Source organism: bacterium (genome assembly GCA_022616075.1).
Classification (GTDB): domain Bacteria; phylum Acidobacteriota; class HRBIN11; order JAKEFK01; family JAKEFK01; genus JAKEFK01.
This window is the reverse complement of the sequence record JAKEFK010000295.1, coordinates 1-14,933: the sequence shown is the minus strand read 5'-3', so window position 1 is coordinate 14,933 and position 14,933 is coordinate 1. Positions and strand designations below refer to the sequence as shown.

The following is a 14,933-nucleotide window of genomic DNA, read 5'->3' as shown; positions in this document are numbered from 1 at the left end:
GTTCAACCCCTAAGAATTGTTTTTGAGCGTTTATAGAGCAAATGGTGAGCGTGGTTGAATTTCTCATGATAGTTTTCGGACAGTCTCGCTGGCGTTACAAACCGCAACAATGATCCTTCACAGATTTTTTCACAGCTTCAGAGGGGCGCGGCGGCGGCAGCTCGCGCCATATGTCATCATATTCATGGGAAGGGACACTTAGCAATGGGAAGAGCTTCTCGTCGAAAACAATCAACATCAGAATCCAAACCGCAATCGACTTCTGCGCCCTCTGCCGAACTACAAGCTTACCCTCTCGATACCGCGGACTGGCCTTTGGTGAGCGTTATCGCGATTGGATCGCTCACTGTCTATGCAAGAACGCTGTGTCCAACCATTTTCACAAGCGGCGCAGGCGAGAATGTAACCGCTGTCGTAACCCTCGGTGTTCCTCATCCGCCCGGTTTCCCGTTGTTTTGCATCCTTGGAAAGATCTTCACTTATCTGATCCCGTTTGGCAATTCCGCTTTTCGTGTAAACTTTTTTTCTGCGGTATGCGGGGCCGCTGCCGCTGCAATGTTTTATGTTCTGTGCAGAACGCTTCTTGGCCCTTCTCGGCGTTTTGCCGCAGCTGCAGCAGCATTGCTGCTTGCTTTTTCACAGACTTTCTGGTCTCAAGCAGTCATCGCAGAAGTTTATACTCTGAACGCGCTCATTCTTGTCTGCGTGTTCTACACTCTCATTCGCTGGGAAGGCGGAGGCGCCCTGTGGCCTGTGGGACTATTTGCAGGTCTGGGACTGACTGTGCACCCTTTGCAAGCTTTGTTCTTGCCTGGATGGATTTTCTTCCTGTTGCGCTCTCCGCAGCGCGATAGAATCCGCTTTGAAGACGCCGGCAAAGCAATCGTTGCTTTCTTCGGCGCATTATTGTTGCACTTGTATCCTTTCCTGCGCTCAAAGGCAAATCCGGCTCTTGATTGGGGAAACCCGGAAAACTTCAGAAATCTGGTCGCCTATTTGACCGCTTCCCAGTATCGTGGACGGATGTTCAGTCTGCCTTTGTCTGAAGTTTTGCAAAATGCGCGGAATGGATTTGCGCTTCTGTTTCAACAATTCTCGCCATGGCTTTCGATCTTACCAGTGGCAGGAGCGTTCCTGCTGTTCAAAAAGAATAAGCGGCTCTTTATCGTTACGATGGTTCCCGCAGTCCTGTCTCTTCTCTATGCAATCAACTACAACATCCCCTGGGAGATTGATGTTTATTACATTCCGATTGTCTTGATCGCCGCTTTCTGGACGTTCTGGCTATTCTCAACGATTCCTTCCAAATACTCGCTCTCGTTACCGGTCCTTGCAATTGTTCCTTTGATTTCGAACTTCCATGTCAGCGATCGATCCGGTAACACAATCGCGCTTGATTACGGAATTGATCTGCTCGAAACGGCGCCGGAGAATGCGACTCTTGTTCTTCCGCAAACGGACGCGACGTTTTCCGTGCTCTACCTGACAGCGGTTGAAAAGAAACGGAAGGACCTGAACGTCTGGGTGCATAGGGATGACGGAGTCAGCACATTGCGCGACGGAGTCAACCCGGATTCTCCGGCGATTCAGCTGGAGAAATTTCTACCCGGCAAAAAGAACGTAATGCTGGCGCAACGCGTAACAGAAGAAACGGTTCCGGGCTACGCTCAGGTGCCTTACGGTGTTCTTTATTTGCTTGCGCCAAAAAGTAATGTGACGCCAACGCCTCCCATCGATTTCCAAAAACTTCGATTGGAGAAATATGTCAATTCCCCTCCCTCTTTCTACCTGGATGACCGGAATCGCGCGGTGCTTGCAACCTATCATTTGAGCCGCGGGGACAATCTGAATACAGGCGGAAGCAAAGGACCGACAATGCAGGAATATTTGAAGGCCGAAAAAATCGGCGAGGATCTGGCCGAGATTCGGAGCCAGTTAGGGCTTCGCTTCGCCGATCTTGGAAACACATCCGCCGCCATCGCACAGCTTCGCGAAAGCATTCAACTAACGGAAAGCGCGGGCGACCAAAATCGTTTGGGTCGCTTGCTGGCTGAATCCGGACGAACCGAGGAAGCAATGAGGGCTTTCATTCGAGCCATCGAACTGAATCCCGATTTAGCAATTGCTCATTCCAACCTCGGAGCCCTCCTGGGAATGAAAGGAGACGTCGACCGCGCGCTGAAAGAATTGCAATTAGCTGTCCGGCTCGATCCGACAAATCCAAAAGCGCACAACAATCTTGCTCTGGTGTACATGAAGATGGGGCGCCGCAGCGACGCCGCTTCCGAGTGGAAAATGTCGCTGAATCTGGATCCCAATCAACCGCAAATAAAAAACCAGCTGGCCGAATTGAAGGTAGAATAAACATACATGCGAAAAACTTTAGTTACCGGAGGCACAATAGGGATTGGAGCGGCGATCGCATCTCATTTGCGAAATGCTGGCTATGAGGTCATTACTTGCGCGCGCAGCGGCAAAGCCGATATTCGATGTGACGTCACCGACAAAGCGCAGGTCGAAAAAATGCGATCCCAAATAGGCAAGCTCGACATCCTGATCAATAATGCGGGTGGTGTTCGTACCGATCTCTTTCTAAAGTTGAGTGAAGAAGATTGGGATTGGCATTTCAATTTAAATGTGAAGAGCATTTTTTACTGCACGAAATCCTTTCTCCCCGGCATGGTGGAAAACAAATGGGGTCGCATTCTCAACATAGCCTCCACTGCGGGAAAAATCGGCGGTCGATACATTTCCGCTTATGTTGCTTCCAAACACGCGGTGATCGGACTCACCCGGTCGCTGGCACTGGAACATGCGCGAAATGGGATAACGGTCAATGCAATCTGTCCATCCTTTGTGGACACCCCTATGCTCCGGGAACACGCAAAGCTAATCGCTGAAAAGACGGACAAGACCACTGAGCAAATTGTGGATTCATTCCGCAACCTAAATCCTCAAAAACGTTTTGTGACTGTCGAAGAAGTCGCACACGCGGTTCAATTTGTGATTGAAAACGAAGCGATCAACGGACAAGCGATTTCCTTATGTGGAGGGGAGACTACATAGTGAAGATCTTCAATCCAGAATCGTTGGCTGCTCCGCGCGGATACAATCACGGCTTAGCCGCATCCGGAAACCTCCTTTTTGTGTCCGGTCAAATCGGCTGGGATAAAAATGGAAACGTCGCGGACGGCCTCGCGAATCAATTCGAACAAGCGCTTCGAAATATAGTCGCGGTCGTAGAAGATGCCGGTGGGAAACCAGAAAACATCGGACGGTTTACAATTTTTATCAAAGACAAACAGGATTATTTGAACCGGCGCAAAGAGATCGGCCTGCGTTATCAAGCCGTCATGGGAAAACATTTCCCGGCCATGAGTCTTCTGATCGTCAAAGATTTGCTGGAAGAGAGAGCGCTGGTAGAAATTGAGGCAACGGCTGTATTGCCATGATGGCGCCTGAAAGCTTCGAGCTCCACATCGCGGATGGCATCGCGCAGATCGTTTTGAGCCGGCCGGAAGCTTACAACGCCCTTACTTTCGACGTTTACCGCGAGCTGAATCAATGTTTCATTGAGCTACAGACTGAGGATTCCGTTCGTGTGGTGATTCTGTCGGGCCGCGGTAAAGCTTTTTGCAGCGGTGGAGATGTGCGCAACATTATTGGTAGCTTATTAGCTGCAGATGCAGCAGAATTGCTGCAATTCACGCGCATGACATGTGAACTTGTTTGGAACATGCGCTCCTTGCTGAAACCCATCATTGCATGCTTGAATGGTGTGACAGCAGGGGCCGGCGCAATTCTCGCGATGTCTTCCGATTTTCGCATCGCGGCAGAAGGCGCGCGAATCGCCTTCCTATTTGTGCGGGTTGGTCTTTCCGGCGCGGACATGGGCGCCTGTTATATTCTGCCGAAAATCGTAGGACTTACAAAAGCAACCGAGCTGCTGATGACCGGTGATTTCATTTCAGCGGAAGAAGCTTACCGGATCGGTTTGTATCACCGCGTTGTTCCAACCGATCAGCTTTCCGACATTACAGCAGAACTCGCTACGCGTCTCGCTGCCGGACCGGCGAATGGCCTGGCCGTCACCAAACAGCAGTTAAATTCGGAATCTTTACCCCGCCTGAAGGAAGTCCTGGAAGCGGAAGCAACAGCGCAAGCGAAATGCATGCTCCATCCGGACTTCAAAGAAGGCTATGACGCATTCATGCAAAAAAGAACCCCGAAATTCTTATGATCAGCCCTCTGCCACCCGAATTCCAGGAAATCCAAAAGCAGGTGGATGCATTTTTTAAAGAGGAAAAGTGGACAGCAGAGAATGAGGAACTGTCTTTCTGCAGGAAACTCATCAAAGAGATGGGAACCGCCGGATTGATTCACTACCTGACACCTGCTCCCACGGTTCGCAACCTTTGTTTTCTACGGTATGCGATCGCCCAAAAATCTGCGCTGGGAGATTTGCTATTTGCCATTCAGGGTCTGGGAAGCTTCCCCATTTCGATTTCGGGAAATGCCGCTCAAAAAGAAAAATATTTAAACGGTGTAGAGAGTGGAGATTTCATCGCGGCATTTGCGATAACAGAGCCGGAAGCCGGATCGGATGCAGGTTCCATGACCATGAGGGCCGAAAAAAAGCATGGTGGATATCTGCTGAACGGCACAAAAACTCTGATCAGTAACGCAGGCCTGGCGGACTTCTACACAATTTTTGCAAGAACTTCGGAAGGTTCGCGAGGAGTTACGGCGTTCATTTTGGAATCATCCATTGAAGGAGTGGAAACGAAACCTCAGGAATTGGTCGCCGCACATCCCATTGGACAACTCCTGCTGCGGAACTGCTTTGTTGAGGAAAACCAGCGGCTCGGCAACGAAGGAGAAGGATTGAAGATCGCTTACAGGACCCTGGATGTATTCCGCCCGAGCGTGGCAGCCGCAGCTGTGGGAATGGCGGAACGCGCTTTTCAAGAAGCGATTCACTTTGCAAAAACGAGACAACAATTCGGTAAACCGATTGCAGAATTTCAAGCAATCCAATTCAAGATCGCAGAAATGGCCCAACTGCTCCAGGCTTCGAAATTATTAGTATGGGATGCCGCTTCCAAAAAAGATGCCGGAGCGCCTCGCATTACTCTGGAAGCTGCGCTGGCAAAAGCCTATGCAACGGAGGCAGCGCAGAAAATCATCGATCAGGCGCTCCAAATTCACGGAGGAATCGGCTTGCTCAAAGGATCCATCACGGAAAGGCTCTACCGCGACATCCGCGCGCTGCGAATCTACGAAGGAACCACCGAAATCCTGAACACCCTGATCGCCCAACAATACCTCACAAAGGACTAAAATATTATTGAACAGAAGAACGCAAAGCTCGCAAAGTTCTTTTTAATTTTATTTTTTCTTTGCGTCCTTCGCGATCTTCTGTTCAAAACGAGCTCATGATTCTTTTTACGCCTTACACAATCAATGGGATGACGCTGCCGAATCGTCTTGTTCTGCCTGCAATGGTGACGCGCCTTTCGGGCGAGGACGGTTTTGTGAATCAAGACATCCATGATCGTTACCTGCGCTTTGCGCGCGGAGAAGTCGGTTTGATTGTGATCGAGGCAATGGGAGTCCATGATACGCGCAGCGGACCACTGCTCCGTTTGAGCCGCGATGAATTCATCCCGGGTCTCGCTGACATGGCAAAAGAAATTCACGAAAGCAGTCCTAGTAAAGTCGTTCCTCAAATCATCCATTTTCTGAAAGTGGCCAGGAGTGGGTGGCGCCAGAAGATTAAAGATCTCAGCAAAGAAGAGATCTGTTTCATCATTGAGGCATATGGCGCCGCTGCAGGAAGAGCGCGCCAGGCCGGTTTTGATGGTGTGGAACTGCATATGGCTCATGCATACACGGTCTCATCCTTCCTTTCTTTGCGGAATATGAGAAATGATGAATATGGACGTTCCCTGGAAAACCGGATGCGTTTGATGAGTGAAATCATTCTAAAGGTTCGGAGCATTATTGGTACCGACTTCCCTTTAGGAATTCGATTCGACGGTGAAGAATGCATCAAAAACGGGTACACGTTGAATGATTCGCGCCAGATGGCGTTGCGAATGGCGCAGCTTGGCGTGGATTGGATCAGTGTTTCAGCAGGTGGAAAATTTGAGGATGCGATACACAAACCAGGCACGCCGCTCTATCCGTACACGGGATACAGCGGAGATCGCTGCATGCCGAGCGCTCACTATCCTGATATGGCGAACGTTCCGGTGACCGAAGGAATTCGCAAATACATTCGCGAGCATGGCTTTACTGTTCCGGTTGTTGCAACAGGAAAGATACGAACACCGGAACAGGCTGAATCAGTCTTGCAACAGGAACGCGCTGACTTGGTGGGGCTTGCGCGCGCTTTACTTGCTGATCCGGATCTGCCAAAGAAGGCCCGTGAAGGAAGAAGCGACAAAATCGTTCGATGTACGTACGGAAATGTATGCAAAAATCTCGATGAAAATTTCCACAAAGTCACCTGCGTTCTTTGGCCCAAAGGCTCCTTGCAGGCCCCGGAAAGTTCCGATACAAAAGCGCCGGTCTGGACCGATGGCGCCAAACTGGAAGCAGCCTACGAAAACGGCCAGATCTTCCTGAAATGGAATTCGGCAACGGATGATGAGCAGATTTATGGCTATGAAATTTACAGGTCGGTTGACGGCGGCGCACCGGACCATGTTACTTCCGTCAAACGCACGACTTTCTATGATCTCGATGTTGTCGCCGGTAAAACTTACTCCTACTATATCGTCGCATACGATCTGGCCGGCAATCACTCCGCTCCGTCTAATACTGTAGAAATTACGGCAATGGAGAATTGGCCTGTGGCGGCCAGAAGCGTTTATAATAAATGAAATGGATGAATTAGCGCGATATCGTTCTGAGTTTCCGATCCTGGAATCCACAACGTACATGATCAGCCATTCGCTGGGCGCGATGCCGCGAAAAGTGTACGACAAGCTGCGTTCCTATGCCGACCTCTGGGCAACGCGAGGAATTCGTGCCTGGGCTGAAGGCTGGTGGGATATGCCGGTAACGACAGGCAATCTAGTTGCCTCGCTCATTGGAGCCAACCCGGGCGAAGTTGTGATGCATCAAAATGTATCTGTTGCTGTTTCCGTAATTCTGTCCGCTCTACCCTATCGGGCTCCCAAAAACCGCATTCTCTATTTCAGTGTTGATTTCCCAACGGTCATTTACGTTTTGGAAGCTCAAAAGAAACGGGGCGCAGAAGTCGTCAGCATTCCGTCCGCCGAAGCATTAAAAGTTCCCATGGATTCCATGCTGGATGCAATCGATGAACGGACACTTATTGTTTCGCTCTCGTATGTGTTCTTTAAAAACTCGGAAAAAGTTGATGTCACAGCCATAGTAAAAAAGGCGCACGAAATGGGCGCGCTCGTTCTGCTCGATGTTTATCAGGCAACGGGCACGGTGCCTGTGGACGTTGCAGAATTGGATATCGATTTTCTTGTGGGAGGCTCGGTAAAATGGTTGTGCGGCGGGCCGGGGGCCGGTTATCTCTACGTAAAGCCCTCGCTATACGATCAAATAGAACCTTCCGTAACCGGCTGGATGGCGCATGAACATCCTTTTGCTTTTCAAACCGGACCGATCCGCTACGCTCCAGGCGTCACACGTTTCTTGCATGGCTCGCCTCAGATTCCCGCGTTGTACGCGGCCCAGCCAGGATATGAAATCATCAATGAAATCGGTGTTGAAAAAATCCGGAAGAAGTCTTTGCGACAAACCGAAATGATCTTTCAATTTTGCGAACGATATGGATACAAAACCCAAACACCACGGGAAGCGGAAAGCCGTGGTGGAACGGTGGTGGTGGACATTCCTTTTGCCGATGCGATCTTAAAGGAGATGACAGCCCGAAATGTCCTGGCGGACTACAGACCCGATGCCGGAATCCGAATCTCTCCTCACTTTTACACGCTGGATTCCGAAATAGAAACAACGTTCGAGATTATCGAAGAAATACGTAAAACCCGTACCTATGAAAAACATCTTCAGCAGAAAGGAAGTCTTTATTGATGGACTACGGTAATTCACCACTCACTTACGGCGATTATCTGAAAGTACCGGAGCTCTTGAAGCTGCAGCAATGTCTCAGTGACCCGGCGAGCCATGATGAATTGCAATTCATCATCGTTCATCAGGCTTATGAACTCTGGTTCAAGCTCCTCCTGTTTGAGCTGGATTCCATTATGAAAGCGATGAAGGAAGGAAATGCAAAAAACGCGGTGTGGCTTTTCCAGCGTGTGATTGCTATTGAAAGGTTGTTGAATCAACAGATTCACATCCTGGAAACGATGAGTCCGGTGGATTTTCTGCGGTTTCGCAGTAAGCTGAATCCGGCAAGCGGATTTCAGTCCGTTCAATTTCGCGAGATCGAATTCATTTCGAACCTGAAAGAGCCTACGATGCTTGACCGTTTGCGGAGCGATCCGGAAAGTCTCGCGCGGCTGCAAAAACGTCTCAATGAACCGACTCTCTGGGACGCGTTTCTCGAACTCTTGCAGCGGAACGGGTTTGAGATCCCCGCTGATCGAGATTCCACAAAACTGAAGCAGCAACTTGTATCCATTTATGAGAATCCGGAACAGCATTACGAGCTCTTCCTACTCGCGGAAGCAATGATTGAGCACGACGAGCTAATTGGACTGTGGCGTGTTCATCATGTCCGGATGGTGGAGCGCATGATCGGAAATAAGATCGGGACCGGAGGAAGCGAAGGCGTTCGTTATCTCACCACGACTCTGATGAAAAAGTGTTTCCCCGAGCTGTGGGACATGAGAACGATGCTGGGAGAAGAGCCAGAGCCGCAAAAATAATGGGGATATGGAGATGAGACCAGATATGGGGATAAAGTTTGCTTCCTGGCTTCCTAAGTTTTATCTCCCTATCTCACTCAAATCTCCATATCTCCAATGAATCATCAGTGGGACGAAAGAACATGGGAAGAGATTGAAGCCCACAAGCCGGCAGTTGCCCTGCTGCCGGTCGGCTCCACCGAGGCGCACGGTCCTCACCTTCCACTTTCAACTGATTCGATTATTTCCCAGGAGATGGCCAAGCGTGCGGCATTCGAGCTGCAAAAGCAGAATATTCATTCATTGATTCTTCCCTGCATTGATTATGCAATTACAGAATTCAGCAAAGACTTTTCGGGCACCATCAGCATTCGAAAAGAAACCTTTCAGAATTTGCTTCGTGATATCGCTGATAATGTAGCAGCGCATTCGATTCCTCTGCTCTGCATTGTTAATTCGCATCTGGAACCGGACCACATCCAGGCGATTCAGGAGTTTTGCGACACTTACAAGAAACTTCCGGTGCTCTTTCCCGATAAAACCAAAAGGCCATGGGGTTCGCTCCTGACTGCAGAATTCAAACAGGGAGCGTGTCACGCAGGAAGCTATGAAACATCTCTGGTTCTTTCCGCGCGTGCGGAACTTGTCCGGAGTGAAAGAAAAGAATTGCCGCCCAATCCTGTGAATCTTGCAAAACTCATGAGGAATGGCGTTAAAAACTTCCGCGATGCCGGAGCCGATCAAGCCTATTTTGGCGATCCAGCCGGCGCAACTCAAGAAGAAGGCGAGCAAACATATTCTGTTCTAACAAGAATGATCGTAGAAACGGTGTTAGATCATTTTAGACAACAATGAACCGCAGGATTGAAATAGGTTCTTGCCTGAGTAGAAGCTGGGCTCTGTATAAGCGTGAATTCGGACTGATCTTCGTTACCACGCTTGTGATCAATATCGCATCCTCCGCAGCCAGTGGTTTCCCATACGTCGGCGTCCTGATCGGCCTCGCTTTGAATGGTGTGTTGTTTGGAGGATTGTACTGGTTTTACCTCAAATTGATTCGAGGCGAAAAAGCGGAATTGGCCGACGCTTTTGCAGGATTTCAGATCGCATTGGTTCCCTTGATGCTTGCGAGCGCGGTTAGCGGAATTCTGATACTGGTCGTCATGGGAATCGTCGCTCTCCCGATGCTGATTACATGGATTCCGCTCCTTATCAGATTTTCGAAAGACCCCAATGTAGATCCCGACACTTTGTTAGCTGCGCTGGGCGCAGGCACGATCCTGAACATCCTTTTCTGCATTCTGGTTGCGACGGTTCTTTATCTTTTTTGGGTATTCGCTTTTCCGCTGATCATCGACAAGCGGATGCAATTTTGGGATGCATTGGAAGCCAGCCGCAAAGCAGTGATGAGCAATTTTGCAAGCGTTTTCGGCCTGTTCCTCGTCGGCGGTCTTTTGACGGTGGGAGGGCTGCTGGCCTGCTGCATAGGTGTATTTTTTGTGTTGCCGGTATTTTTCGGATCGATTGCCTATGCCTACGAAGATCTCTTCGGCGGTAACCGGCCCAAATAATGGACAATTGTCTGTAGTCCGATCAATCCTTTCCCAGTTTCTCTGCCTTTCCCTTCTCGAATGGAACATCTGGTATCGAAATTGCATCTAATACTTTCAGGAGGGATGAAATGAAAGGACGAAGCAAAGACAGATACAGGCTGGGTGATTTGATCGCCGCCCTCTTTGAGGAATCCAGAAGAGTGACGACTGATCGCGCGGAACAAACGGTTCTGGTTTACGCTGCGCTGAAAGATTTGCTGCGTGGAAAAGTTCGTCCAGCGCATCCCATCATGTTAAGAGTTCGATAGTTCTAAGCATTTTTATGGCTCTTCTCTAGCAGCCCGCTGTTTAAGCAGGGCATTGGCCCACAATGCCCTGCTTTAGTTTCAAATTCCAAATCTCAAATCCCAAAATCCAAATCTTGGCGTCTTGGCGCCTTGGCGGTTATTTCATATTTGAGGGCTTGTGATTTGGATGTTATATTGAGAGGTCATGACAAAGTTCTATGTAACGACTCCGATTTACTATATCAACGGCTTGCCGCATATAGGGCACGTCTTTACGACGGTGCTGTCGGATGCAATTGCGCGCTATCACCGTTTGCTGGGGCACGATGTTTTCTTTCTTACCGGCACTGATGAACATGGCCAGAAGGCCGAAAAAGCCGCTCGTGAGGTGGGCGTCAGCCCTCAGGAACTGGCCGACCGGATCGTTCCGAGTTTTCGTGATCTCTGGAAACAATTAAATATTTCGAACACGGATTTCATTCGAACGACTGAGGAACGGCACCGGAGAGGTGTGGCAGAAATTTTCCACCGTTCCCATGCAAATGGTGATATCTATCTGGGAGCCTATGAAGGCTGGTACTGCACTTTCGATGAAAATTTCCTGACCGAGGGACAGCTTGTAAACGGCAATTGTCCTGACTGTCACCGGCCCGTGGAAAAGATCAAAGAGGAAAGTTATTTTTTCCGCCTGTCCAAATATCAAGAACCGCTTTTGAAATATTACCGGGAGAATTCCGATTTTATTGTGCCTCACTCGCGCTCCAATGAAGTGATCAGCTTTGTTGAAAGTGGATTGCGTGATCTGAGCGTTAGCCGTGTCAAGTTGAAATGGGGGATTCCGGTTCCGATTGATTCTTCACACGTGATCTACGTCTGGTTCGATGCGCTATCGAATTACGTTACTGCAACAGGTTTCCCGGATAATCAACAACTTTACCAGAGTTACTGGCCGGCCGATTTGCACGTCATCGGAAAAGATATTGTGCGTTTTCATTGCGTTTACTGGCCTGCCTTCCTCCTCTCTGCCGCGCTACCCCTGCCGAAACAGGTGCTCGTTCACGGATGGTGGTTGAAAGAAGATGAAAAAATATCGAAATCGCGCGGCAATGTCGTGGATCCACACTCCTTGATCAAAACTTTTGGAGTGGATGGACTTCGTTATTTTTTGATTCGTGAAGCCCCAATTGAAGGGGACAGTAATTATTCGTTCGAGACCATTTTGAGACGGGTCAACAGCGATCTGGCGAATGATCTTGGAAATCTTTCCAGCCGGGTTCTAACGATGATAGAGCGTTATTCGAGTGGCAAAATTCCGGAGATCGCCCAATCGAATGCACCTTTTCGATCCTCTCTGGAAGATGTCGTCGCGAGAATACCGGAGTACACAGCCGCATTCACTTTCTCCAGGCTGTTGGTCGACGTCTGGTCTGTTGTCAACTCCATCAATCGCTACATTGTTGAAGAGCAGCCGTGGGTGCTTGCAAAAGACCCGGCTTCCCAACAGAGATTGCAGCAGGTTTTGTACAACAGTTGCGAAGGATTGCGTATCATTGCAGGTCTGGTCGCGCCCGTGATTCCGCAATCTGCGGATCTGATCTGGCAACAGATCGGAATCTCCAAACGTGCTTCCGAAGCGAACATTGGCGATTTGAAATGGGGAGAACTATCGCCAGGAACACCGATTGGCAAGATCACTCCCATCTTTCCCCGCATTGAAGCGCCGGCAGCGGAAACGGTCCCGCAGAAACCTGCCGAAAAGAAGCAGGATGATTCCTCGCACGCAACAATCGAAGATTTCCAAAAACTTGGCTTAAAAGTGGGCGAAATAAAGAACGCAGAAAAAATTTCAGGCTCCAAAAAGCTTCTAAAATTAAGCGTTGATTTGGGCTCAGAAACTCGCCAGCTTGTGGCGGGAATCGCCGAGGTGTACGCTCCTGAAGACTTGATAGGCAAACAGGTCATCGTTGTTTCGAATCTGAAACCAACCCGCATTATGGGCGTTGAATCCAATGGAATGGTCCTTGCCGCTTCCATTGATGGAAAACCGGTTCTCGCCTCTGTCTCACAAAAAGTTCCAAATGGGACAATCGTAAAATAAAGGGATGCGACCGCCGAAGTACGCGCTGGTTCTATCGGACTTGCACTTCGGCGACACACGGTGTTCTTTGCATTCCATGCGCACAGCTCATGCGCTCATGAACCGACTGAAAGAGTACCAGCCCCTGGAAGAGATTTTTCTGCTCGGCGACATTCTCGATTTGCAACTGGCAACCTGGTCACAAGCCATCGAAGGAAGAATCCTGAATGGTCCCGCGAAACGAGCCGTAGGTTTTCGCTATTTTCTGAATTTCCTTCTGGATCAAACAGGCGCAAAGCTGGTGACGTACATTCCCGGCAACCATGATTACAAAATCTTTGACTATCATTCGATCGATCGCCATCTAATTCTCCCCTTGCGAAATGGAAAGAAATTATCAGGAAGAGTCTCCTTCTTCAGAAACTTTACTCCGAGTTTTTTGCAAGGTCTTGTCCATTCAGCGCAGGCGCAGTTTCGCGTGATCTATCCGCATCACTTTCTCCGGATTCCCGGAGGGCGCCTCCTGCTCACGCATGGTCACTATTTTGATTCGTCGCAGTCTTTTTACCAGGAGATAGCGAAGGTTTTCACGGAGTCGACAAACAGAGAAGAAATACCGCGGTTGCGCAAGACGTTTTTTCGCCGCGCTTCCGCTTACCAGAATGTGGTGAGCAGCCTTTCCATGCAGCCGGCGCTCAGAAATATTTTTAATTCCATTTATCAGCCGGTCACTTCCTGGAAGGAAACGCTGCGGCACCGCAACCGGAAAACATTCTTGACCCGCGCGATGCGCCGGAACATCGAATCCTATGTGACTTTTTGCTGCCGCGGCAAAGTGGAAGGCGTCATCTTTGGCCATACTCATCATCCTGGAAAAATGTCCTTTCAGGATGGACCTGTCCGTCATGTCTGGAACTCGGGGAGTTTTTTGAAGGAGTCGGAGGGTTCGCCGGCCGGGAGTTTTCTTACCGTGCAGCTGAATGGCAAATCCCCATTAGAGGATGCGGTAAAAGTTCACCTGTTATAATACAAACGTATGTCTTACATCGCTAAGCTATTGGGAAAAGACGAACAAATCCTTCTTGAAACAAAAAGGCACATTTTTGTTTTGCTAGGACAATTCTTTAAAGAGTTCCTTGTTCTTGCCGCGCTGGTAGCAGGATGGATCGTGATTCATGGATACGCTCAAGCGGAATTTCTCTGGATTGAAATAGTGATTGCAGCGATTGCCGTCATTGTTTTGATTTCCCTGTTTATTGATTGGCTCCGCTGGAATAATGAAGCTTTCTTTGTAACCAACCGCAGAGTGATCCATTCCAGCGGAGTATTGAACAAGAAAGTGCTCGATTCGTCGCTTTCTAAAATCAATGATGTGATCATGGAACAATCCTTTCTGGGGAGAATTTTTGATTATGGCACGATCAAAATCCTTACGGCCACAGAAGAAGTGATCAATCGCGTTGACAAAATTTCACGTCCGCTGGAGTTTAAAAAAGCAATGATGGGAGCCAAGGCAGGACTCGAACCACTTCATCCTGCCGTCACCAGCGCATCCTCTGCTCAGTTGCTCGAAGAACTTGCACAATTGAAAGCCAAGAACCTGATTTCAGAAGAAGAATACAACGAGAAACGTAAAGAAATTATTAAACGAATGTAAATGGGATACTGAATGTTTTATCGAATCCTAATCATGCTGCTCCTGGTGCCGGCCCTGGCCTTTTCTTATACGATCGTAAGGAAGGATGGCAAAACCTTTCAGGGTAAATTGGTTCACGAGTCGACGGATGAGATTGTTCTGAAAGACGAAGAAGGCGTAACGATCAAATTCAACAAAAATCAGATCGATTGGGATAAAACCAATGCAGCAAGACGAAAGACGGAAAAAGAAAAAACTACGCGAGCCATTGAATTGAGGCGTGAGCGAAAAAAGGAATGGACAGGTGAAAAGATCAGTGTCGATTTCAAAGATGTCGACATTCGTGACCTCTTCCGGTTTCTTGCCAGGACAGGAGAGTTGAACCTCGTCATACATCCTGACGTAAAGGGCAACGCCACAATCAAGATGACGGATGTACCTTGGGATCAAGTTCTGGATATTGTCTGCAACATGCATGATCTCAAGTACAAAATGGATGGAAACGTCCTTAGCATCACAAAGTAG

The 14,933-nt window shown here is 49.0% G+C and carries 15 protein-coding genes; all 15 read left to right on the top strand.

What is annotated here, in order from left to right:
* Window positions 1-204: 204 nt before the first annotated feature.
* On the top strand, window positions 205-2,364 hold the full coding sequence (locus L0156_23845; GenBank protein MCI0606032.1) for a DUF2723 domain-containing protein: 2,160 nt from the start codon (window positions 205-207) through the stop codon (window positions 2,362-2,364).
* A 6-nt stretch (window positions 2,365-2,370) separates the two neighbouring features.
* Complete coding sequence (locus L0156_23840; GenBank protein MCI0606031.1) at window positions 2,371-3,066, top strand: SDR family oxidoreductase; 696 nt, start codon at window positions 2,371-2,373, stop codon at window positions 3,064-3,066.
* The gene (locus L0156_23835) at window positions 3,066-3,452 is read left to right on the top strand and encodes a RidA family protein (GenBank protein MCI0606030.1); all 387 of its coding nucleotides are present in this window, start codon (window positions 3,066-3,068) and stop codon (window positions 3,450-3,452) included. Before L0156_23840 ends, L0156_23835 begins: the two co-directional genes overlap by 1 nt.
* Window positions 3,449-4,240 (top strand): enoyl-CoA hydratase family protein, encoded by a 792-nt coding sequence (locus tag L0156_23830; protein ID MCI0606029.1) that lies wholly within the window; start codon window positions 3,449-3,451, stop codon window positions 4,238-4,240. Before L0156_23835 ends, L0156_23830 begins: the two co-directional genes overlap by 4 nt.
* Window positions 4,237-5,340: an acyl-CoA dehydrogenase family protein gene (locus L0156_23825; protein ID MCI0606028.1), complete on the top strand. Its 1,104-nt coding sequence runs from the start codon at window positions 4,237-4,239 to the stop codon at window positions 5,338-5,340. The genes L0156_23830 and L0156_23825 overlap by 4 nt, the downstream gene beginning before the upstream one ends.
* Before the next feature lie 95 nt (window positions 5,341-5,435).
* Window positions 5,436-6,887: an NADH:flavin oxidoreductase gene (locus L0156_23820; GenBank protein ID MCI0606027.1), complete on the top strand. Its 1,452-nt coding sequence runs from the start codon at window positions 5,436-5,438 to the stop codon at window positions 6,885-6,887.
* A gap of 1 nt (window position 6,888) precedes the next feature.
* Window positions 6,889-8,076: an aminotransferase class V-fold PLP-dependent enzyme gene (locus L0156_23815; protein MCI0606026.1), complete on the top strand. Its 1,188-nt coding sequence runs from the start codon at window positions 6,889-6,891 to the stop codon at window positions 8,074-8,076.
* Complete coding sequence (locus L0156_23810) at window positions 8,076-8,876, top strand: tryptophan 2,3-dioxygenase family protein (protein MCI0606025.1); 801 nt, start codon at window positions 8,076-8,078, stop codon at window positions 8,874-8,876. The genes L0156_23815 and L0156_23810 overlap by 1 nt, the downstream gene beginning before the upstream one ends.
* A gap of 96 nt (window positions 8,877-8,972) precedes the next feature.
* The gene (locus L0156_23805) at window positions 8,973-9,710 is read left to right on the top strand and encodes a creatininase family protein (GenBank protein MCI0606024.1); all 738 of its coding nucleotides are present in this window, start codon (window positions 8,973-8,975) and stop codon (window positions 9,708-9,710) included.
* The gene (locus L0156_23800; GenBank protein ID MCI0606023.1) at window positions 9,707-10,426 is read left to right on the top strand and encodes a hypothetical protein; all 720 of its coding nucleotides are present in this window, start codon (window positions 9,707-9,709) and stop codon (window positions 10,424-10,426) included. The genes L0156_23805 and L0156_23800 overlap by 4 nt, the downstream gene beginning before the upstream one ends.
* Before the next feature lie 110 nt (window positions 10,427-10,536).
* Window positions 10,537-10,716: a hypothetical protein gene (locus L0156_23795; GenBank protein ID MCI0606022.1), complete on the top strand. Its 180-nt coding sequence runs from the start codon at window positions 10,537-10,539 to the stop codon at window positions 10,714-10,716.
* 184 nt (window positions 10,717-10,900) lie between these two features.
* Window positions 10,901-12,793 carry a methionine--tRNA ligase gene (gene metG, locus L0156_23790; protein MCI0606021.1) on the top strand — a complete coding sequence of 631 codons (1,893 nt, stop codon included), beginning with the start codon at window positions 10,901-10,903 and terminating at the stop codon, window positions 12,791-12,793.
* Window positions 12,794-12,797: 4 nt separating this feature from the next.
* A complete protein-coding gene (locus L0156_23785; GenBank protein ID MCI0606020.1) occupies window positions 12,798-13,799 on the top strand; it encodes a metallophosphoesterase in 1,002 nt (333 codons plus the stop codon).
* 9 nt (window positions 13,800-13,808) lie between these two features.
* Entirely contained in the window at window positions 13,809-14,429 is a 621-nt protein-coding gene (locus tag L0156_23780) for a PH domain-containing protein (GenBank protein ID MCI0606019.1), read from the top strand.
* A gap of 12 nt (window positions 14,430-14,441) precedes the next feature.
* Window positions 14,442-14,933 (top strand): secretin and TonB N-terminal domain-containing protein, encoded by a 492-nt coding sequence (locus tag L0156_23775; GenBank protein MCI0606018.1) that lies wholly within the window; start codon window positions 14,442-14,444, stop codon window positions 14,931-14,933.

What these genes read in the sequence shown, in the direction of transcription:
- L0156_23845 (MCI0606032.1), top strand. Translation starts at nt 205, where the DNA reads ATGGGAAGAGCTTCTCGTCGAAAACAATCAACATCAGAATCCAAACCG.
- L0156_23840 (MCI0606031.1), top strand. Translation starts at nt 2,371, where the DNA reads ATGCGAAAAACTTTAGTTACCGGAGGCACAATAGGGATTGGAGCGGCG.
- L0156_23830 (MCI0606029.1), top strand. Translation starts at nt 3,449, where the DNA reads ATGATGGCGCCTGAAAGCTTCGAGCTCCACATCGCGGATGGCATCGCG.
- L0156_23825 (MCI0606028.1), top strand. Translation starts at nt 4,237, where the DNA reads ATGATCAGCCCTCTGCCACCCGAATTCCAGGAAATCCAAAAGCAGGTG.
- L0156_23820 (MCI0606027.1), top strand. Translation starts at nt 5,436, where the DNA reads ATGATTCTTTTTACGCCTTACACAATCAATGGGATGACGCTGCCGAAT.
- L0156_23815 (MCI0606026.1), top strand. Translation starts at nt 6,889, where the DNA reads ATGGATGAATTAGCGCGATATCGTTCTGAGTTTCCGATCCTGGAATCC.
- L0156_23810 (MCI0606025.1), top strand. Translation starts at nt 8,076, where the DNA reads ATGGACTACGGTAATTCACCACTCACTTACGGCGATTATCTGAAAGTA.
- L0156_23805 (MCI0606024.1), top strand. Translation starts at nt 8,973, where the DNA reads ATGAATCATCAGTGGGACGAAAGAACATGGGAAGAGATTGAAGCCCAC.
- L0156_23800 (MCI0606023.1), top strand. Translation starts at nt 9,707, where the DNA reads ATGAACCGCAGGATTGAAATAGGTTCTTGCCTGAGTAGAAGCTGGGCT.
- L0156_23795 (MCI0606022.1), top strand. Translation starts at nt 10,537, where the DNA reads ATGAAAGGACGAAGCAAAGACAGATACAGGCTGGGTGATTTGATCGCC.
- metG (MCI0606021.1), top strand. Translation starts at nt 10,901, where the DNA reads ATGACAAAGTTCTATGTAACGACTCCGATTTACTATATCAACGGCTTG.
- L0156_23785 (MCI0606020.1), top strand. Translation starts at nt 12,798, where the DNA reads ATGCGACCGCCGAAGTACGCGCTGGTTCTATCGGACTTGCACTTCGGC.
- L0156_23780 (MCI0606019.1), top strand. Translation starts at nt 13,809, where the DNA reads ATGTCTTACATCGCTAAGCTATTGGGAAAAGACGAACAAATCCTTCTT.
- L0156_23775 (MCI0606018.1), top strand. Translation starts at nt 14,442, where the DNA reads ATGTTTTATCGAATCCTAATCATGCTGCTCCTGGTGCCGGCCCTGGCC.